The sequence below is a fragment of the Nonomuraea sp. NPDC047529 genome (assembly GCF_040642995.1).
In the GTDB taxonomy this organism is placed as follows: domain Bacteria; phylum Actinomycetota; class Actinomycetes; order Streptosporangiales; family Streptosporangiaceae; genus Nonomuraea.
The window spans coordinates 176,340-195,703 of record NZ_JBEYTJ010000014.1; the positions used below are offsets into that span (position 1 = coordinate 176,340).

Sequence of the window (19,364 nt, forward strand, 5' to 3'; positions counted from 1 at the left end):
CGCGGCGAGCACCCCGCCGACGGGCGCCGACGAACACAGGCGTGGGCGAGGTGGTCAGCCCGCGCGCCCGGTTCCTCGTAAGATCGGCCATGTGGAGCTGAGGATCTTTCCCGACGGCGCGCCCACCGAGGTCGCCGACGAGGCGGCCGCCCTGGCGCTGGCCGCGACGTTCGACGGGCAGGCCGTCCTCGACGGCGCCCGTTTCCTGCGGCGCGACGTCACCGGCGCGCCCGTCGCGTTCGTCGCCCGGCCGCCCGTGGCCGCCGAGCTCGACCTGCTCCCCCATCCGGAGGGCGGCTGGTACCGCGAGACCTGGCGGTCGCCCGTCACGATCCGGCCCGACGGCTACCCGGGCCCGCGCGCCAGCGCCACCGGCATCTACTTCCTGCTCCAGCCGGGCGAGGAGTCCGTCCCGCACATGGTGAGGTCGGACGAGGTGTGGCTGTGGCACCGGGGCGGCCCGCTGAGCCTGACCGTCGGCGACCGGGACGTCGTCCTGGGGCCACTGGTGGAGCGGGGGCAGGTGCCGCAGGCGGTCGTGCCCGGCGGCGTGTGGCAGTCCGCGCGTCCGGCCGGGGACGAGGCGGTGCTGGTGAGCTGCGTCGTGTCGCCGGGGTTCGACTTCGCCGATTTCACCGCGTGACCGGAAAGATCGTCTTATATAGAAGGCATGCCGGGCATCGAGGCGGCCCTGACCGCCGCTGGGAAGAGCATCGCTGAACGTGCCATGCGCGAATGGCTGGCCACCCGGGCCGCGCGCAAGGACCGTACGAGTGAGCTGAAGGATCTCGTCCAGAGCGGGTTCCGTGACCGGCTGGCGCCAAGGAAGATCGACAACCAGCTCCAGGGCATCGCGCTGGCCGTCGAGGGCCGGCTGTCGCGGCTCGTCGAGCAGGAGTTCCGCGGGCTGGACGAGTCCGCGCGGGCCGCCGTCCTGCTGGAGGCCGTGGCCGCGCTGCGCGCCGCCGACCTGTCGGACGAGGCCCTGTTCGAGTCGGACGCCGACCCCGCCAAACTCGCCGGACGCATCCTGGCGGCCCTTCCGGAACCCCGCCTCGGGGAGGCCGAGGACCGCCTGTACGCCGTCCTGCTCGCCGAGTCCGTCGACTGCCTGGTCGGCCTCATGCGTCAGCTCCCCCAGTACCTGCCGCGCGCCGCCACCGAGACGCTGGGCCGGCTCAGCAGCCTGGCCGAGGGCGTCGAACGCCTGCTCGCCAGGATGCCGCAACGCACGCTGGAGGCCCCCGAGGGCACCCAGGACGACGCCGCGTTCGCCCGCCTCTACCTCGGTTTCGCCAGCCGCACCCTCGACGAGGTCGAGCTGTTCGGCGTCCGGGTGGAGACCTACCGTCCGCGCACGTCGCTGAGCGTCGCCTACATCAGCCTCAACGTCTCCTCCGGCGAACGCGGCCCGCGCACGCCGGAGCGGCTGTCGGTCGCCGCGCTCACCGGCGGGCACCCCGCCGAGCGCGGCACCGAGCGCATCGAGTCGGCGCTCGGCCGCTCCAGGCTCACGCTGCTGCGCGGCGACGCGGGTTCGGGCAAGAGCACGCTGCTGCGCTGGCTGGCGGTCACCGCCGCGCGCGGCGGCTTCTCGGGCGACCTGGCCGCCTGGAACGGCTGCGTGCCCCTGATGATCAAGCTGAGGAGCCATTCGTCAGGACGGCTGCCCGCGCCCGCCGACTTCCTCGACGACGTCGCGCGGGAGGTCGCCGGCCGCATGCCGCGCGGCTGGGTGGAGCGCGTGCTGGCGTCCGGCCGCGGGCTGCTCCTGGTCGACGGCGTGGACGAGCTGCTCGTACGGCACCGGCCGGCCGTACGGGAGTGGCTGTCGCGGCTGCTGGCGGCCTTTCCGGAGCTGCGCGTCGTGGTGACCTCCCGCCCGACCGCCGCCGACGCCCGCTGGCTGGCCGACGAGGGGTTCGCGGCGGCCACGCTGGAGCCCATGACGCCCGACGACCAGCGGGAGCTGATCCGTCAGTGGCACGTCGCGATACGCGACTGCCCGAGCCTGCCGTGCGACCCCGGCGAGCTGGAAGGCTACGAGGTCGCCCTGCTGGCCAGGATGGAGTCCAATCCGCACCTGGGCGTGGTCGCCTCGACCCCGCTGCTGGCCGCCATGCTGTGCGCGCTCAACCTCGACCGCCGCACCCAGCTCCCGCGCAGCCGGATGGGCTTCTACGACGCCGTGCTCGGCCTGCTGCTCGAACGCCGCGACGCCGAGCGGCGGATCGACGACGACGTGTCCCTCGACCCCGGCCAGAAGGTGTGGATCCTGCGCGACCTGGCCTGGCGGCTGGTGTCGATGGGCCGTTCCGAGTTGTCGAAGGCGACCGCGCTGCGGCGGGTCGAGCAGAAGCTCGGCTCGATGACCCGCGTCTCGCACACCGCCTCCGACGTGCTCGAACACCTGTTACGCCGGAGCGGCGTGCTGCGCGAGCCGGTGCCCGGCCGGATCGACTTCGCGCACCGGACCGTCCAGGAGTACCTGGCCGCCGGGCAGCTCGTGGAGGACGAGGACGTCGAGGCGGCGGTCGAGCGGGCGCACCTGGACCAGTGGCGCGAGGTCGTGGTGATGGCCGCCGGGCACGCGAACGGCCGGTTGCGCGGCGAGCTGCTGAGCGGCCTGCTGGACCGCGCCGACCAGGGCGGCAAGCACGCCCGCAGGCTGCGGCTGCTGGTGGCGGCGTGCCTGGAGACCGTCCAGGAGATCCCGGCCGGGGTGCGCGACCGGTTCGAGGCGTGCCTGGCGCAGGTGGTCCCGCCGCGCACGGAGGAGGAGGCGACCCTGCTGGCGGCGGCGGGCGAGGAGATCCTGCGCCGCCTGCCCCGCGACCTGACGGGCCTGCCGGCGAGCCGCGCGGCGTGGACGGTCCGCACGACGTTCCTGATCAACGGCCCGGAGGCCCTGGACCGCCTGGCCGGCTACGCGTCCGACCCGCGGTGGCAGGTGCGGGAGCAGCTCCGCCAGGGCTGGGAGTACTTCGACGCCGACGTCTACGCCCGGCGGGTCCTGGCCGACATGGAGGACGTCACCTTCTCCAGCGCCCGCCATCTCCGCAGCGCCGCCCTCCTGAAGGCGTCCGAGGTGCTCGTCACCGTGCCCACCCCTCTCCCCGACCTGCGATTCCTCCGCGACATGCCCCAGACGCAACTGCTGAGCGTGCAGGACGCCCCGATCCGCTCCTTGGACGGGGTGGCGTCGCTGCCCCGGCTGACCGAGCTCGGCCTGCACTTCTACACCACGCCTCATGCCGTGGACCTCGGCCCCCTGGACGGGTCGCCGCGTCTGCGCACCATGCGGCTCTGGGGAGTCCGGCTCGACGATCCGGGCTTCCTCGACCGTCTGCCGCGCCTGAGGGAGCTCGTCCTCGACCTGCGCGACGACGACCGGGACGCCTGGCACGCGCCGCTCGCCCGGCAGGACCAGCTGGAGTCACTGCACCTCCGGCGCGACGGCCTGCCGATCCCCGGGACGGTCTTCGCCGGGATGCGGCGACTGGAGAAGCTGTGGCTGGACGGCGTCGCGGAAGCCGGCGCCTGCCTCGACGCCGCCTCCCTGACCTGCCCGTCCGTCGCCGACGTGTCCCTCGACGAGGTCGGCGGGCTCGATCTCGCGGCACTCGGCCGCTTCTCCCTGACCCGCCTCCGCCTGCGCCAATGCCCCGCCCTGACGGATCTCACCCCGCTGTGCGGGCAGACGCGGCTCTCCTCCCTGACCCTGGCCGTGTGCCCCGGCGTCACCGACCTGTCCCCCCTCGCCGCTCTGCCCGGGCTGCGCAACCTGAATCTGTTCCTCATGCCCGCCGACCTCGACGTGAGCCCGCTGGCCGGGATGCCGGGGCTCACCGTCCAGCTCGGGCGTACGCAGCGGGTGGTCAACGGGGACGGTGTCAGGGTCAGGAGGCTGTGACGCCCGGCGGTCGGTGGGGGCCGCTTTAACTACCCGGAATTTCGTGCTAAACGTGGCAATATCCCGTTCGGAGTTCCCATCAACCGGCCATGCCGGCCTGGCGCCCTGCTCTGATCACCGTCCAGGCCGTCGTCACAGAACGTCACAGAACTTGCACGGCGTACGCGTTCACCCCCCAGGACGCCCGGCGCCCGCCCGCGTGCGGGCGCCGCCTCCTGCTGGACGAGAAGGGGAACCACCATGACCCTGCCCCTCGCCGCCACCCCCGCCGTCGAACCCGCGCCCGCCCGCCGCCGCGGGCTCGTGCTGCTGCTCAGCGCCCTCGCCGGATTCCTGCTGACCGTCGTGTGGTCGGCCGAGTTCGTGGACCAGACGATCGGCTCGACGGTCGCCGACACGATGCTCGGCCACGACGCCGACGCCACCCCCATCGCCGGGACGCTCTCCGGCATCGTGTTCGCCTTCGCCTCCGGCCTGGCGGGCTCGTTCACCGCGTGCAACATCGCCGCGCTCGGCGCGGTCGCGCCCCTGGTCGGGGCCAGGCCGTCGGTCGGCGCCCGGATCCGCGGGACGCTGCGCCCGCTCGGCTGGCTGGCGGCCGGCGCGCTGACCGTGTCCGGCGCGTACGGCGTCGTGGTGGGCATCGTCGGCACCTCCATGCCGCAGTTCGCCACGGCCAGACCCGCGCCGGGCACCCTGTCCCCCGGCCTGGTCCAGGCGATGGTCACGTTCGGGCTGATCGGGCTGGCCTTCCTCTACCTGGGCCTGGCCGCGCTCGGCTACCTGCCCGACCCGCTGTCCCGCCACCCGAGCGCCCGCATGGCCGTCATGGGCGCGCTGATCGGCGGCTTCCTGATCGGCCGCCCGTTCCCGCTGTTCCGCCAGCTCTTCAGGGACGCCGCCGAGAGCCACAACCCCCTGTACGGCGCGCTGGCCTTCATGCTCCAGTCGGCCGGCAACATCGTCGTCATGGCGGTCCTGTTCATGCTGCTCGCCCTGGCCACCGGGGGCCGCGCGCACCGCTGGCTGACCGCGACCCCGGCCCGCCTGGCCCTCATCACCGGCGCGGCGCTGGTCGTGGCCGGGGTCTTCACCCTTCTGTACTGGGACGTCCGGATCCTGGCCCGCCGCGACCTCATCTGGTACCCGACGGCGCCCTGGAGCTGAGCGGCGCGGCAGCCCGCTTCCTGGCGGGCTACCCGCCGTTTCTGCGGGAAGGAGGAAGGTGACCGTGGGAGGTGCGCGATGAGGGCCGTCATGAACGCCGCGATGCTGCGGATCCGCAGGCACCGGCCGGACCGCAACCCGTTGCGCCGCCGCTCCGACCGGCTGGAGAGCGCCGGGCTGGCAGTGGCGGTGCTCCTGGTCCTGCTCAGCGTCTGGCCGGCGGTGCTGGCCGGCCGGGTCGCCTACGAGGGCGGCCTGCGCGACGCCCGCGTGGGCCCCGGCCACCGCCAGCAGGTGACCGCGACGGTGCTGCGGGAGCCGCGGCCCGTGCGGCCGGGGTTCGGCGAGGCGGCGACCTCCACGGTGCCGGCGAGCTGGACCACTCCGGCGGGCTCGGTCAGGACCGGGCAGGTCCAGGTCCCGGCCGGTACGCGGGCGGGCCAGACCGTGCCCCTGTGGATCGACCCCGAGGGCGACCCGACGACGCCGCCGGCCCGCCACACCGACGTGGTCCTGCGCGGCGTGGGCCTGGCGGCGTTCGTCCAGGTGCTGGCGTGCCTGCTGGTGCTGGGGGCGGTCGCGGGGCTGCGCCGGCTGCTGGACCGGCGCAGGTACGCCGACTGGGACGCCGCCTGGCTGCGCGCCGACGACCGGTGGCGCCGTCCTCGCCGCCCGTAGCCGGGCCATCCGGTTTACTTTACCGCCGTACGTCCGGGCAGCCGTACGGCGGAGGAGGCGAGAGATGGAAGCCAAGGAGTGGACCGTGCGGATCCGACTCGCCGAGGACGGCGACGACACCTCGGCACGGGCGGTCCTGACCACCCCGGACGGCACGACGGCCGAGGGCGCGGGCCACGCCCGCCGCAACCCCGCCGACCCGTCCATGCCGGTGGTCGGGGACGAGCTGGCCGTCGCGCGGGCGCTGGCCGACCTGGCCGGCCGGCTGGCCGGCGCGGCCCGGCACGAACTGGGTGACGGCGGCCCGGTGCCGACCCGGTCCTGGTGAGGGCGGAGGCGGCGAAAACGGTTTGACGCGCCCGCCCCCGGCCCGCTGACATGGGCCGCACGGTCCGCACGGACCGTACGGACCGAGGGGGAGCGCATGGGCGGCAGGATGCACGCGGACGAGGCCGACATCGACGAGGCCCTCGTGCGGCGGCTGCTGGCCGCGCAGTTCCCGCGCTGGGCCGGCCTCCCGCTGCGCCGCTTCCCCTCCTCCGGCACCGTCAACGCGGTCTTCCGGCTCGGCGACGACCTGGCCGTCCGCCTGCCGCGCGTCGGGAACGGCGTCGGCGACGTCGCCAAGGAGCGGCGGTGGCTGCCGCTGCTGGCCCCCGCGCTGCCCGTCCCGATCCCCTCGGTGCTCGGCCAGGGCTCGCCGGGAGAGGGTTTCCCCTGGCCGTGGTCGGTGTGCCGGTGGCTCGACGGCGAGAACCCGGAGGCGGGCGCGCTCTCCGACGCCGAGGCGCTGGCCGCCGACCTGGCGGCGTTCGTCGCCGCGCTGCGCGAGGTCGATCCCGCCGGCGCCCCCGACGCCTACCGGGGCGGCCCGCTGGCCCGTCTCGACGACGCGGCCCGGGCCGCGATCGGCGAGCTCGACGGCCTGATCGACACCGCCGCGGCCACGGCGGCCTGGAAGGAGGCGCTGAGCGCGCCCGGATGGCAGGGCGGGCCCGTCTGGGTGCACGCCGACCTGATGCCGGGCAACCTGCTGGTCCGCGACGGGCGGCTGAGCGGGGTCATCGACTGGGGCACGCTCGGCGCGGGCGACCCGGCCTGCGACCTGATCCCGGCCTGGAACCTGCTGCCGCCCGCCGCGCGCGAGGTCTTCCGCGCCGCGCTCGGCGTCGACGACGCCACCTGGGCCCGCGGGCGCGGCCGGGCCCTGTCCATGGCGCTCATCCAGCTCCCCTACTACAAGGACACCAACCCGGCCATGGCGGCCAACGCCCGGCACGTGATCCGCGAGGTGCTCGGCCGGCCCGTACGCTGACGGGATTCTTGGGTTTTTTCCGGCGAGATGATTGTCTGTCCGGAGGAACTACGAGGAGGCCACCGGTGAGCCGTCAGATCGTTTCAATCGTGGGTGGGAAGGACACCACCGGCGAGAGCGTGTACGAGTCGACCAACCCCGCCCGCCCCGGCGAGGTCGTGGCCCGGGTCGGCCTGGCCGACGCCGCCGCGTTCGCCGCCGCCTGCCGCACCGCCAAGGAGGCCCAGCGCGAGTGGGCCAAGGTGCCGGCGCCGGTGCGCGGACGGGTGATCGCCTCCATCGGGCGGCTGGTCGAGGCCAACGCCGAGAGCCTGGCCCGTCTGGTCACCCGGGAGATCGGCAAGCCGTACGCCGAGGCGCTGGGCGAGGTGCGGGAGATCGTCGACACCTGCGACTTCTTCCTGGGCGAGGGCCGCAGGCTCTACGGTCAGACCGTCCCCTCGGAGATGCCGGACAAGAACCTGTTCACCTTCCGCAACCCGGTCGGGGTGGCCGCGGTGATCACGGCGGGCAACTTCCCCGTGGCCGTGCCCTCCTGGTACCTCGTGCCCGCGCTGCTGTGCGGCAACGCCGTGGTGTGGAAGCCCGCCGAGTACGCCGCCGCCTCCGCCGAGGCCATGTACCGGCTGTTCGCCGCCTCGGGGCTGCCCGACGGGGTGCTCAACGTGGTCTTCGCCGACGGCGCCCAGACCTTCGCGGGGCTGGAGCTGGCCCTGGAGGAGGGCAGCGTGCACAAGGTCGGCTTCACCGGGTCGAGCGAGGTCGGCAGGAAGGTCGGCGAGCTGGCCGGACGCCACCTGCAGTCGGCGTGCCTGGAGCTCGGCGGCAAGAACCCGATGGTGATCATGCCGGACGCCGACCTCGACCTGGCCGTCGAGGGCGCGCTGTTCTCCGGCTTCGGCACCGCCGGCCAGCGCTGCACCAGCCTCGGCACGGTCATCGTGCACGAGAGCGTGCACGACGAGTTCGTCGAACGGTTCGCGCGGGCGGCCGGGGAGGCCAGGATCGGCGACCCCGAGCAGGACGTGCTGGCCGGCCCGCTGCTCGACCAGAAGTTCGCCGACCGGTACGAGGAGTACCTGACCTGGATCCAGCCGCACCACGAGGTCGTCTCGGGCCGCACCGGAAAGATCACCAAGGACAACCCGCGCGGCGACTTCGACGGCGACGGCGGCCTGTACTACCACCCGGTCATCGTCGACGGCGTGCGCCCCGGCGACCGGCTGTTCCTGGAGGAGACGTTCGGCCCGCTCGTCGGCGTCACCACCTTCACCACCCTGGACGAGGCCGTCGAGCTGGCCAACCGCCCCGGTTACGGCCTGTCGAGCTCGATCTACACGACCAACCCCAAGCACGCCTTCCGCTTCCGCGAGGGCATCTCGGCGGGCATGGTCAGCGTCAACAACTCCACCTCCGGCGCCGAGGCCCACCTGCCCTTCGGCGGCAACGGCAAGTCGGGCAACGGCAGCCGCCAGTCGGGCGTGTGGGTGCTCGACCAGTTCACCCGCTGGCAGGCGATGAACTGGGACTTCTCGGGCCGTCTGCAGAAGGCGCAGATGGACGTGGCGGAGATCGTCCCGGATCTGGAGTTCCGGATCTGAGAAAGGCGAAGCCGCCCCCGGGCGCCGGGGGCGGCTGTCACGCGTACGGGCGGATCAGACCTGCCCGGCCTTCTCCAGGGCCGCGCAGCAGGTGTTCACCAGCAGGCGGGTGACCACGTACGGGTCGACGTTGGCGTTCGGGCGGCGGTCCTCGATGTAGCCCTTCTTGTCCACCTCGACCTGCCACGGGATGCGTACGGACGCGCCGCGGTTGGACACGCCGTAGGTGTACTTGTTCCACGGGGCGGTCTCGTGGTGGCCGGTCAGGCGCAGCTCGATGTCGGCGCCGTACTGGGAGACGTGCTCCATGGGCTTGTCGCCCTCGCCGAGCGACTCGCAGGCGGTGATGATGGCGTCGTAGCTCTCGCGCATGGCCTTGGTGGAGAAGTTGGTGTGCGCGCCGGCGCCGTTCCAGTCGCCGCGGGCGGGCTTGGCGTCGAGGGTGGCCTCGACGCCGAACTCCTCGGCCGTCCGGTAGAGCAGGTAGCGGGCGACCCACATGTGGTCGGAGACCTCAAGGGGGCCGGCCGGGCCGATCTGGAACTCCCACTGGCCGGGCATGACCTCGGCGTTGATGCCGGAGACGGCCAGGCCGGCCGTCAGGCAGCGGTCGAGGTGCAGCTCGACGATGTCGCGGCCGAACACGGCCTCGGCGCCCACACCGCAGTAGTAGTGGCCCTGCGGGGCGGGGAAGCCGCCCTCGGGGAAGCCGAGCGGGCGGCTGCCCTTGAAGAAGGTGTACTCCTGCTCGATGCCGAACCAGGACTCCTGGTCGGCGTACCGCTCGGCGATCGGGCGGAGCAGAGCGCGGGTGTTGCTGGAGTGGGCCTGCCCGTCGATCTCCTCGACCTCGCAGAGGACGAGCACGTTGTCGCCGCCGCGGATCGGGTCGGGGCAGGTGAACACCGGGCGGAGCACGCGGTCGGAGGCGTGGCCCTGGGCCTGGTTGGTGCTGGAGCCGTCGAAGCCCCAGACCGGAGGCTCGGCACCGTCGGCCAGGATCTTCGTCTTAGAGCGCAGCAGAGCCGTGGGCTCGGTGCCGTCGATCCAGATGTACTCAGCCTTGTAGCTCACGGTGTTCCTTTCGGGATTTCTCTCAGCCACGCCGAGTCTTATGGACGGCCATTTCCCGGTTTTTGCCCGAATGTGAACGCCGTGTTAATCGTGCCGCCAACCGTGTCCTTATTAGGGGGTAAATCCAATAAGGGCGGTTAGCTGGGGCAGGTCGGCCGTCCGGGGGACGGCGGCCGTACGACGATCGAGGCCGGGGGATGATGATCATGGAGGATGTCTGGTTCGGCGCGTTCCTCGCGCCCGAGGCGGCGGGCGCCGACCGGGTGATGCGCCACGCGGAGCTGGCCGACCGGCTGGGCCTGGACCTGGTCGGCGTCCAGGACCACCCCTACCAGGCGGGCTTCCTCGACTCCTGGACCCTGCTGGCCTCGATCGCGCAGCGCACCGAGCGCGTCCGGCTGGTGCCCGACGTGGCCAACCTGCCGCTGCGCCCGCCCGCCGTGCTGGCCAGGGCCGCCGCCTCGCTCGACGTCCTCAGCGGCGGCCGGGTGGAGCTGGGCCTCGGCGCGGGCGCGCTCTGGGACGCCATCGCCGCCATGGGCGGGCGCCGCCTCTCCCCCGGCGAGTCGATCGACGCGCTGGCCGAGGCGATCACCGTCATAAGGGCGCTGTGGACGCCGGGCGACCCGGTGACCTTCTCCGGCGCCCACCACCGCCTGGAGGGCGCGCGGCCCGGCCCGTTCCCGCCGCACCCGATCGGGATCTGGATCGGCGCGACCAGGCGGCGGATGCTGGAGCTGACCGGACGGACGGCCGACGGCTGGCTGACCTCCTCCTTCCACAGCCCGCCCGACGCCGTGACCGCGCAGGCCAAGATCATCGACACGGCCGCCGAGAACGCCGGACGCGACCCGGCCTCGATCCGCAAGGTCTACAACCTCTGCGGCAGCCTGTCGCCGCTGCGTGGTGCGGGCTTCCTCGACGGCCCGGCCGCCCTGTGGGCCGAGCAGCTCACGGAGCTGGTGTTCGAGGCGGGCATGAGCGGGTTCGTGCTGGCCCCGGGGGTGGAGGCCGAGCGGGACCTGCGGGTGTTCGCCGAGGAGGTCGCGCCCGCCGTGCGGGAGGCCGTGGCCGGGGAACGCGGCCGGCCCGCGCCGGAACCGGTCCGGCGGCCGGTGCTGATCCCCGACCTGGACGAGGCCGGCCGCCCGAGGACGGCGGAACGCGCCCCCGGCCCCCTGCCGCCCGGCCAGGCCCGCCCCTGCCGCCGCCTGGTGGACGTGCACGACGGCTACCGCGCCCAGCTCCGCCAGGTCAGGGACGCCGTCGAGCAGGTCGCGGCCGAGACGGCGGCCCCCCACCCGGACGGCGGCCGGCTCGCGGTGCGCCAGAACCACTGGACGCTCGGCGTGTTCTGCGCGACCTTCCGCCGCCTGCTGACCGTGCACCACGAGATCGAGAACGACCGGACCTTCCCGGCCCTCACCGAGCACGACCCCGCCCTGGAGTCGGTGGTCAAGAAGCTGGAGCAGGAGCACGAGGTCATCGCCGAACTGCTGGCCCGCCTGGACCGGGCGTGCGCGGAGCTGATCGCCGACCCGGCCAGGATCGACCGCGTGCGGGCCGGCGTCGAACGGCTCTCGCAGGCCCTCGCCTCGCACTTCGCCTACGAGGAGGAGGAACTGGCCGAGGCCGTCGGCCGCCTGGAGATCGGCCTCTAACCCGAGGAGCCGTCGTGGACGTGTCCGCGCCCGTGTGGTGGCTGACGATCCTGGGGATCGCCGGCCTGCTGCTGTTCGACTTCTTCTTCCACGTACGGCGGGCGCACGTCCCCACGCTGCGCGAGGCGGCCGTCTGGTCGAGCCTGTACGTCGGAATCGCGCTGCTGTTCGGCGTGGGCGTGTGGGCGTTCGGCGGCGCCGAGCCGGGCGCGGAGTACTTCGCCGGGTACGTGACCGAGAAGGCGCTGTCGGTCGACAACCTGTTCGTCTTCCTCGTCATCATGGCGAGCTTCCGGGTGCCGCGCGCCGACCAGCAGAAGGCCCTGCTGTTCGGGATCGTGTTCTCGCTGATCGCCCGGACCGGGTTCATCCTCATCGGGGCCGCGATGATCGAGACGTTCGCCTGGGTGTTCTACGTCTTCAGCCTGATCCTGCTGCTCACCGCGGGCAACCTGCTGCGGCCCGAGGGCAGCGAGGGCCACACCGACAACTTCATGGTCCGCCTGGCCCGCAGGGTGTTCCGCGCCTCCGACACCTACGACGGCGACCGGCTGTTCACGGTGCGGGACGGCAGGCGGGTGATGACGCCGATGTTGCTGGTCATGGTCGCCCTGGCCGGCACCGACGTGCTGTTCGCGCTCGACTCCATCCCGGCCATCTTCGGCCTCACCCAGAACGTCTACCTGGTCTTCACCGCCACCGCCTTCTCCCTGCTGGGGCTGCGCCAGCTCTACTTCCTCATCGACGGCCTGCTCGACCGGCTCATCTACCTCGCCTACGGGCTGGCGGTCATCCTGGCCTTCATCGGCGTCAAGCTGGGGCTGCACGCGCTGCACGAGAACAACGTGCCGTTCGTCAACGACGGCGAGCCGGTGAACGTGACCGAGATCAGCACCGGGCTGTCCCTGTCGGTGATCGTCGGCGTGCTGCTCGTCACCGTGGCCGCCTCGCTGGCCAGCCCCCGCGGCCGGGCGCAGAACGTGCTGTCGGCCGTGCGCCGGCACGCCCAGGACTACCTCGACGTGGAGAAGGACCCGGCGCGGCGCGAGGAGGTCTACCGCGACCTGCTCGCGGCCGAGGCGCGGCTGGCCGAGCTGCCGGACCGCCAGCGGGCCCACGCCGCCCGGGACGAGTCGCTGGCGGCCCTGGTGGCCCGGGCGCACGCCGAGCACGACTCCTCTACGTCTGGGTGACCTGACGGGAGGTCAGCGGCGCCGCGATGTGCTCCAGCGGGGTGCGCTCCGCCTTCACCCCGAACGCGATCTCCACCAGCCCCGCCGCCACCATCATCGCCGCGCCGAAGCAGTAGCCGTAGAACAGCCTGGTCGGGTCGGGGTTGTGCTGGTCGCCGATGAGCGAGGCGAAGACGGTCGGGCCGAACGCCCCCGCGACCTGCCCGAGCGCGAAGAAGATCGCGATGGCCTGGGCCCGCAGCTCGATCGGGAAGATCTCGCTCACGGTCAGGTACGCCGAGCTGGCCGCCGCCGAGGCGATGAAGAAGATCACCGACCAGAGCACGGTCTGCGTGACCGCCGTCAGCAGCCCCTCCTTGAAAAGCCACCCGGTCACCGCCAGCAGCAGCCCTGAGGCGATGTACGTGCCCGAGATCATCTGCCTGCGCCCGACCGTGTCGAACAGCCTCCCCAGCAGCAGCGGCCCGAGCAGGTTCCCGGCCGCGAAGGCGAACATGTACTGCGGCACCGAACCCGCCGGGACGCCGTAGAAGTGCGTCAGCACCAGCGCGTACGTGAAGAAGATGGCGTTGTAGAGGAACGACTGGCAGATCATCAGCGTCGCCCCCAGCACCGAACGCTGCGGGTAGGTGCGGAACAACGTCCTGGCGACCTGCGACAGCGGCGCGTGGTGCTCGGGGACGACCTCCAGCGCCTGGTCCTGCGGCACCGGCTCCAGCCTGACCCGGTCCTCCCGCTCGACCTCCCGCTCGATGCGGCCGACGACCTCCTCGGCCTCCTCCTCGCGGCCGTGCGTCATCAGCCAGCGCGGGCTCTCCGGCAGGTGCCTGCGCAGCCGCCAGATGGCCAGGCCGATCACCGGCCCGACCACGAACCCCAGCCGCCAGGCCCAGTCGGGGTCCAGCGGCCCGCCCGGGTGCAGCAGCAGGAACGTGGCCGAGGTCGCCAGCAGCGACCCCAGCCAGTACGTGCCGTTGATGGCCAGGTCGACGTGGCCCCGGTAGTGGGAGGGGATCATCTCGTCGATGGCGGAGTTGACGGCCGCGTACTCGCCGCCGATGCCCGCCCCGGCCACGAAACGCAGCAGCAGGAAGCTCCACAGGTCCCACGACAGCGCGGTCAGGCCGCTGGCGACCAGGTAGATGCCGAGGGTGAGGATGAACAGCTTCCTGCGGCCGAGCCGGTCGGACAGCCAGCCGAAGTAGAGCGCGCCGACCACCTCGCCCATCAGATAAACGGTGGCCGACAGGCCCACCTGCGTGGAGGTGAAGCCGAGCGTGTAGGGGCGCTGCAGGAACGCCCCGACGTTGCTGGCGATGGTGATCTCCAGCCCGTCGAGCACCCAGGCCACGCCGAGCGCGATCACCAGGCGGGTGTGGAACGGCGCCCACGGCAGGCGGTCCATCCGGGCGGGGACCAGGCTGCGCACGACGCCGTCCTTGCTCATGCCTCCCTACTCTAGGTGACCGGGCGATCACCCGTCGGCGCGGGCGCCGTTGCCGTTGCCGTCGTAGCCGAGCAGTCGCATGGCCGTGTCCGGGTCCATGGCCGCGGCCAGGAGCTGGGCCCGCCGGTGGGCCTCGTCGCGCTCGCGTTCCACCTTGGCCTGCGCCGTCCGTACGCCCCTGACCGCCACGAACGCCAGCCCGGAGCCCACGATCACCCCGACGACCACGACGAACAGCAGGAGCAGCAGGGCCGGCGAGGCGAGCGCGGGAGCCGCCGCGACGCCCGCGCCCGGCGCTGTGCCGGACCCTGTGATAGGCGCTGTGCCGAACACTGTGCCGGTCACCGCGAGCCCCGCGATGAGGGCCAGCGCGATCAGGCCGAGCAGGCTGGCCACGACCAGCCAGACCCGCCCGGCACGCCGCCGCCGCCGGGGCTCGGGGACCGCCACCGGGGAGCCCACCAATGGAACCGTGCCCGGAACCGTGCCCGGAACCGCGGCCGACGCCACACCCGCCACCGGGACCGCGGCGGGTCTCGGGCCGGGCGACCAGGGCACGAACTCGGGCCGGTCCACGGCCTGCGCCACCCCCTGGTCGAGCCGGGTGACCTCCGCCGTGATCACCTGCGCCACCGCCGTGCCGGCGCCCGCCGCCGGAGCGGCGAAGGCCGCCGCCCGTGGCTCGGCCCGCTCCTCCACCGGGCCGGGCAGCTCGCGATCGATGCGGCTGTGCTCCTTGTGCGCCCTGGCCGCGTCGTGGTGGTAGTCCTCAAGCTGCTCGTAGAGCTCGTCGGAGGCGTAGATCGTGCCGTTGACGAGCGGTCCGGGCTCCCTGCGGATGACGGCCACCACGTCGTCGCCATTGAGCGTCTTGTGCGTCTCCAGCGCGTGTGCCAGGCACAGCACCTCCCTGCGGTGCTCCTCCAGCAGCCGCTCGGTCTTCTCCAGCAGCCGCACCAGGTTGAACTCGATCCGCTCGCCCAGCACGTCGGGCGTCAGGTCGGGCTGGGCGCGCACCGGCTCGCGCTCGGTGATGCCGATGCCGCCGCCCGCGCCGCCCCGGCCGCGCACGGACTTGCCGCCGTGGATGTCCAGCTCCTGGAGCGCGGGCAGCGAGGTGACGCCGGACCCCATCCCCCAGTACGACTCCATCAGCGCGGTGAGGAACGTGGCCGCGTGCAGGTCGCCGGAGACGCCGGAGGAGTTGTCCTCGCCGAAGAACATGCGCTCGCCGGCCAGCGAGGCCAGGGAGACCATGATGTCGGCCTCGTACTCGGACTTCCAGCGGGTGAACTGGTCCTCGGGCTTGATCGAGGCGACCATGCCCAGGTAGTCGGCGCCCTTCTCGATGGTGGCGATGTCGATCTCCAGGTGGAACCGGGTCACGTACGCCACCACCGCGTGGCACGCCTCGTGCACGGCCACCGCGTGCCGCTCGCGCTCGATGTACTCGACGTCCTCGGGGGGGCCGAGCTGCTTGAGCCGCTTGGCGCGCAGCACGTCCGACCAGGTGATGACCTCCCGCCCGTCGCGGATGGCGGTGATCAGCGACTCGTTGACCAGGTCCTTGATCGTGGCCCCGGTCGCGTACGGCGTGATCGTGGCCAGCTTGTCGACCTGCTCCTCGGTGAGCTCGTGCTCGACCTTGTCGAAGTAGCCCTGGTACGTCCGGACCCGTCCGGCCTTGGACGGGTAGCCGACCTTGTAGATGCGGTCGATGCGGCCCGGCCGCAGCAGCGCCTCGTCCAGCGCGTCGGGCCGGTTGGTGGCCATCATGACGAGGATGCGGTATTTGGGCGGCGGCTTGGGCCGCATCCCGAGCAGCCGCCTGACCAGCCGGTTGAAGAAGCCACGCGGCTTCTTGAGCCCGGACAACTCGGTGAGCAGCGCCTGGAGGGTGCCGGGGTCGCCGCTGTTCATCATGCCGCCGCCGGCGAAGAAGCGCTCGCGCCAGGTGCCCGGCGGGTCGTCGGCCTCGCGCCGCCCCTTGAAGGCCAGCACCGAACGGGTCTCCTCCGACAGGTACGTCAGTCCGTGGCAGCCGGAGTGCGCCGAGAAGCCGCCCTGCCCGGGAGGCCCCTGCTGGGCCAGCTTGCCGCGCTTGCCGAGCGAGTCGGCCTCGTCGAAGAAGACGATCACGCCGCCGTACCGCAGCGCCAGCTTGCGCAGCTTCCTGAACAGGCCCTTGACCTTCAGGATGCCGATGCCCATGAACATGTTCGTGAAGGCTCCCGGATCCACGAACACGTACGGCTTGCCGGTCTCGCCGGCCACGGCCTCGGCCATCAGGGTCTTGCCGGTGCCGGGCGGGCCCCACAGCAGCAGGCCGCTGGGCACGTATCCGCCGCGTCGCTCGATCTCGTCGGGCCGCTCCAGGAAGACGATGTTCTCCTGCACCCGCTCGACCACGTGGTCCTGGCCCCAGACGTCGGCGAAGCGGGTCTTGATGTCGTCGGGGAAGTACGTCTCCACGCCGCCCCTGGACAGGAACCAGAACAGGCCGACGAACTGGATGATGACGAAGAAGAACAGGAAGACGATCTGCATCAGGAACGGCAGCGCCTGCCAGATCAGCGTCGGCGCCTGCAACAGGGCGACGAACGGGCTGACGTCCAGCACCGCCCCCGCCACGAGCGCGGTCAGCGTGACGAAGAAGGCGATCTTCAGGGCTCTGGAGATGCGGTACCTGGTCCAGTCGTCGAAGCGCCGGTGCGTCCACCGTTCGAACCCGCCGAAGACCTTCTGGCTCCAGAACCGGTGGTAGCCCGACCAGTGCTCGCTGACCAGGAAGTGCAGTTGCCGCGCGGCCTCGGCGCCGAGCAGCCAGAAGATCCACTGGTACTCGTAGCCGATCTTCTGTGCCGCCTCGGGGAAGGTCACCACGCCCGTCCAGTCGGCCATCACCTTCCAGGTGAGGATCAGGTAGGCCAGGACCAGCGCGACGAGGAACTTGCTCCGGTCCCAGAACTGCATCTTCTTCCTGGTCACGGAGTCCGGGTCGGAGGGCCCGCTGCCGGGGGCGCGCAGCCCTTCGTGCTGAATGGTGGTGGTCACTGGCGCTCCCTCATCCGGGCACCCGGAGCAGCTTGAAAGAACCCGCGATCTTGTCGAACTCGGCGCCGCGGTCGCGGAAGCAGGTCGCCTGGCAGCCGATGAGCATGACCGAGACCGTCGCGCCCTTCTCGTCGAGAATCGCGGTCTGGTCGAACGTCTGGACGCCGAGGCCGATCTGGTAGTTGAAGCGCACCCGTACGCCCTTGGCGCCGTCGTCCAGAATGAGCACGTCGTCGCTGAGGAGCTCGAAGTTCGCGAACATCGGCGGCCGGCCGGTGGTCGTGACCTTCTGCTCGTACAGCTCGCGCATCGTGTCGGTCACCGGCAGGACGAAGTCGCGCAGCCGGTTGAGCGAGATCGCGTCGCGCTGCTGCTCGGTGAGTTTGTGCACGGTGGCGTACACGAAGGGGTCGGACGAGCTCAGCAGGTGGTTGACCGACGGCTCGGACGACTGGTCGAACGCCGTGGACCAGACCCGCTGCGCGCGTGTCGCCGCCGCCAGCGAACCGGGTTGGTCACCCGTCAGATACAGTTCGATCGGATAGGCGTTGAGCTGGGTGAACGAGGCGGGCACCTTGAAATAGGTGGTGCCTTCCCTGTCCCGTACGTAGGTGAAATCCGGCTGCCCGCAGGCCGACAGCATGAGGATCGCGACCATGAGCGCGATCCAAGCCCGTGTCTTTTTCACCAGGGCTTACCTCCGCTTTACGGACCAACGCAGTTGTTGTGCCCGCTTTCATGCGGAATGAGGCCGGATGCGCGCTGAGAAATCTTGACCAAATCTTGGCCATTGATTGGCTTTACTTGTTACAGATCGACAAAACATGGTATGCGCCAGGCCGCCACACTCTACGGTCGCCCGGGATACAACGTTCCTGCAACCCCCATTGGTTCACCACAGGAAGTAGCAAAGGATATGAGGACGCCCATCCCGAGCCTCGGAGCGCACCATGAAAGAACCCGCGACGGAGACCGTGGACTCCTTCGGCATGACGGCTGAGCGGCAGTTCGCCGACCTGTGGTCCAGGACCGCCCTGTCGGTCAAGGAGCGCCGGCTGCTCCTGCTCGGGCTGCTCGTCGGACAGGGGCTCGACGACATGACCGGCGTGCAGCTCGACGTCGCGCTGCGTGCGGGCGACCTGAGCGAGACCGAGCTGCGCGAGGTGGTGGTGTTCCTGACCCACTACGCTGGATGGACGCGCGGATCGCGGCTCAACGACCAGGTCGAGGAGCTGATCGAGCGGGTCAGGCAGGCTCGATCCGGTAGAGCGGACCCCGCAGGCTGAGCGCGTACAGCTCGCCGTCGAGCCCCTCCCCGAACGACGAGAGCTGCTCGACCCTGCCGATCTCGGCCGCCTTCGACGGCTCGCCCGCGGGCGCGGCCCTGACCCAGCCCGCGCAGAAGTCCCCGTACAGGAAGCTGCCGCGCAGCCAGGACAGCGCGGCGCCGCGGTAGACGTACCCGGCGATCACCGAGCAGTTGCCGTCCTTGTGCAGCGGGTAGGTGATGACCGGCTCGGTCAGGCCGCGGCCCGTGCCGCCACGGAAGGGCCGCTCGCCCTCGCGCAGGTTCCAGCCGTAGTTCTCGCCGCCCTTGGAGGCGGCCGGCTGGTGGTCGACCTCCTCCGCCGAGTCCTGGCCGACGTCGCCGATCCACAGGTCGCCGGTCCGCCGGTCGAAGCCGAACCGCCAGGGGTTGCGCAGGCCGTAGGCCCAGATCTCGGCCCGCGCGCCGTCCTTGCCGACGAACGGGTTGTCCTCGGGCACCTTGTACGGCCTGCCGCGCGGGTCGATGCGCAGGATCTTGCCCAGCAGCGTGCCGAGGTCCTGGCCGTTGCCCTGCGGGTCGCCCGCGCTGCCGCCGTCGCCGAGCCCGACGTAGAGGTGGCCGTCGGGGCCGAAGGCGAGCTGGCCGCCGTTGTGGTTGGCGTAGGGCTGCTCCTGGGTGAGCACGTCGCGCCGGCCGGTGGCGCGCCGGCCGTCGAAGGCCCATTCGGTGACGTGGGTGGCGCCGCGCGCGTCGGTCCAGTCGAGGTAGAGCCAGCGGCCCGAGGGATGGAAGGCCACGCCGAGCAGGCCCTGCTCGTTGCCGCCGCTCACCTCGCCCGACAGGTCCACGACGACGTCGCCGTCGGTGGCGCGCAGCCGGCCGCCCTGTTCGGCGACGTAGAGCCGCTCGTCGCCCGCGCGCACGGCGAGGGCGGCCGGCCGCGGGGGCCGGCGATGCTCGCCGAAGCGGCCCGGCGCGGGAGCGCGGATCG

The 19,364-nt window shown here is 72.1% G+C and carries 15 protein-coding genes; 10 read left to right on the plus strand and 5 right to left on the minus strand.

Annotation, left to right across the window (positions count from 1 at the left end):
* The first annotated feature begins 91 nt into the window (after positions 1-91).
* The 7 genes from ABZ815_RS23630 (at position 92) to ABZ815_RS23660 (ending at position 8,674) form a co-directional block, all read left to right on the plus strand.
* On the plus strand, positions 92-643 hold the full coding sequence (locus ABZ815_RS23630) for a cupin domain-containing protein (RefSeq protein WP_357701257.1): 552 nt from the start codon (positions 92-94) through the stop codon (positions 641-643).
* A gap of 27 nt (positions 644-670) precedes the next feature.
* Positions 671-3,913, plus strand: a complete 3,243-nt coding sequence (locus ABZ815_RS23635) for an NACHT domain-containing protein (protein ID WP_357701259.1) — start codon at positions 671-673, stop codon at positions 3,911-3,913.
* 240 nt (positions 3,914-4,153) lie between these two features.
* Positions 4,154-5,080: a hypothetical protein gene (locus ABZ815_RS23640; protein WP_357701261.1), complete on the plus strand. Its 927-nt coding sequence runs from the start codon at positions 4,154-4,156 to the stop codon at positions 5,078-5,080.
* Between the two features lie 78 nt (positions 5,081-5,158).
* Positions 5,159-5,758, plus strand: coding sequence for a hypothetical protein (locus ABZ815_RS23645; RefSeq protein ID WP_357701263.1), 600 nt, complete (start codon positions 5,159-5,161; stop codon positions 5,756-5,758).
* Positions 5,759-5,822: 64 nt separating this feature from the next.
* A complete protein-coding gene (locus ABZ815_RS23650; protein ID WP_357701264.1) occupies positions 5,823-6,086 on the plus strand; it encodes a DUF1876 domain-containing protein in 264 nt (87 codons plus the stop codon).
* Positions 6,087-6,182: 96 nt separating this feature from the next.
* Positions 6,183-7,073 carry an aminoglycoside phosphotransferase family protein gene (locus ABZ815_RS23655; protein ID WP_357701266.1) on the plus strand — a complete coding sequence of 297 codons (891 nt, stop codon included), beginning with the start codon at positions 6,183-6,185 and terminating at the stop codon, positions 7,071-7,073.
* 89 nt (positions 7,074-7,162) lie between these two features.
* Positions 7,163-8,674, plus strand: a complete 1,512-nt coding sequence (locus ABZ815_RS23660; protein ID WP_357701268.1) for an aldehyde dehydrogenase family protein — start codon at positions 7,163-7,165, stop codon at positions 8,672-8,674.
* Positions 8,675-8,728: 54 nt separating this feature from the next.
* On the opposite strand, the gene glnII is transcribed toward ABZ815_RS23660, so the two are convergent.
* Positions 8,729-9,748: a glutamine synthetase gene (gene glnII, locus ABZ815_RS23665; protein WP_357701270.1), complete on the minus strand. Its 1,020-nt coding sequence runs from the start codon at positions 9,746-9,748 to the stop codon at positions 8,729-8,731.
* 206 nt (positions 9,749-9,954) lie between these two features.
* Between glnII and ABZ815_RS23670 the strand changes: the two genes are divergently transcribed.
* Positions 9,955-11,409 (plus strand): LLM class flavin-dependent oxidoreductase, encoded by a 1,455-nt coding sequence (locus ABZ815_RS23670; RefSeq protein ID WP_357701272.1) that lies wholly within the window; start codon positions 9,955-9,957, stop codon positions 11,407-11,409.
* Positions 11,410-11,423: 14 nt separating this feature from the next.
* On the plus strand, positions 11,424-12,602 hold the full coding sequence (locus tag ABZ815_RS23675; RefSeq protein ID WP_357701274.1) for a TerC family protein: 1,179 nt from the start codon (positions 11,424-11,426) through the stop codon (positions 12,600-12,602).
* On the opposite strand, the gene ABZ815_RS23680 is transcribed toward ABZ815_RS23675, so the two are convergent.
* The 3 genes from ABZ815_RS23680 to ABZ815_RS23690 are packed head-to-tail and all read right to left on the minus strand — an operon-like array spanning position 12,589 to position 17,791.
* On the minus strand, positions 12,589-14,049 hold the full coding sequence (locus ABZ815_RS23680) for an MFS transporter (protein WP_357701276.1): 1,461 nt from the start codon (positions 14,047-14,049) through the stop codon (positions 12,589-12,591). The genes ABZ815_RS23675 and ABZ815_RS23680 overlap by 14 nt on opposite strands.
* Before the next feature lie 27 nt (positions 14,050-14,076).
* Complete coding sequence (locus ABZ815_RS23685; RefSeq protein WP_357701278.1) at positions 14,077-17,103, minus strand: AAA family ATPase; 3,027 nt, start codon at positions 17,101-17,103, stop codon at positions 14,077-14,079.
* 10 nt (positions 17,104-17,113) lie between these two features.
* Positions 17,114-17,791, minus strand: a complete 678-nt coding sequence (locus ABZ815_RS23690) for a hypothetical protein (RefSeq protein ID WP_357701280.1) — start codon at positions 17,789-17,791, stop codon at positions 17,114-17,116.
* Positions 17,792-18,053: 262 nt separating this feature from the next.
* Here ABZ815_RS23690 and ABZ815_RS23695 point away from each other — a divergent pair, with 262 nt between their 5' ends.
* Entirely contained in the window at positions 18,054-18,389 is a 336-nt protein-coding gene (locus ABZ815_RS23695; RefSeq protein WP_357701282.1) for a carboxymuconolactone decarboxylase family protein, read from the plus strand.
* Here ABZ815_RS23695 and ABZ815_RS23700 read toward each other — a convergent pair.
* Positions 18,349-19,364, minus strand: a 1,016-nt coding sequence (locus tag ABZ815_RS23700; protein WP_357701284.1) for a PQQ-dependent sugar dehydrogenase, incomplete at its 5' end; no start/stop codon positions are given. The two genes, ABZ815_RS23695 and ABZ815_RS23700, sit on opposite strands and share 41 nt — an antisense overlap.

Excerpts from the sequence above, each read along its gene's own strand:
- ABZ815_RS23635 (WP_357701259.1), top strand. The coding sequence starts at position 671 with ATGCCGGGCATCGAGGCGGCCCTGACCGCCGCTGGGAAGAGCATCGCT.
- ABZ815_RS23640 (WP_357701261.1), top strand. The coding sequence starts at position 4,154 with ATGACCCTGCCCCTCGCCGCCACCCCCGCCGTCGAACCCGCGCCCGCC.
- ABZ815_RS23645 (WP_357701263.1), top strand. The coding sequence starts at position 5,159 with ATGAGGGCCGTCATGAACGCCGCGATGCTGCGGATCCGCAGGCACCGG.
- ABZ815_RS23650 (WP_357701264.1), top strand. The coding sequence starts at position 5,823 with ATGGAAGCCAAGGAGTGGACCGTGCGGATCCGACTCGCCGAGGACGGC.
- ABZ815_RS23655 (WP_357701266.1), top strand. The coding sequence starts at position 6,183 with ATGGGCGGCAGGATGCACGCGGACGAGGCCGACATCGACGAGGCCCTC.
- ABZ815_RS23670 (WP_357701272.1), top strand. The coding sequence starts at position 9,955 with ATGGAGGATGTCTGGTTCGGCGCGTTCCTCGCGCCCGAGGCGGCGGGC.
- ABZ815_RS23680 (WP_357701276.1), bottom strand. The coding sequence starts at position 14,049 with ATGAGCAAGGACGGCGTCGTGCGCAGCCTGGTCCCCGCCCGGATGGAC.
- ABZ815_RS23695 (WP_357701282.1), top strand. The coding sequence starts at position 18,054 with ATGAAAGAACCCGCGACGGAGACCGTGGACTCCTTCGGCATGACGGCT.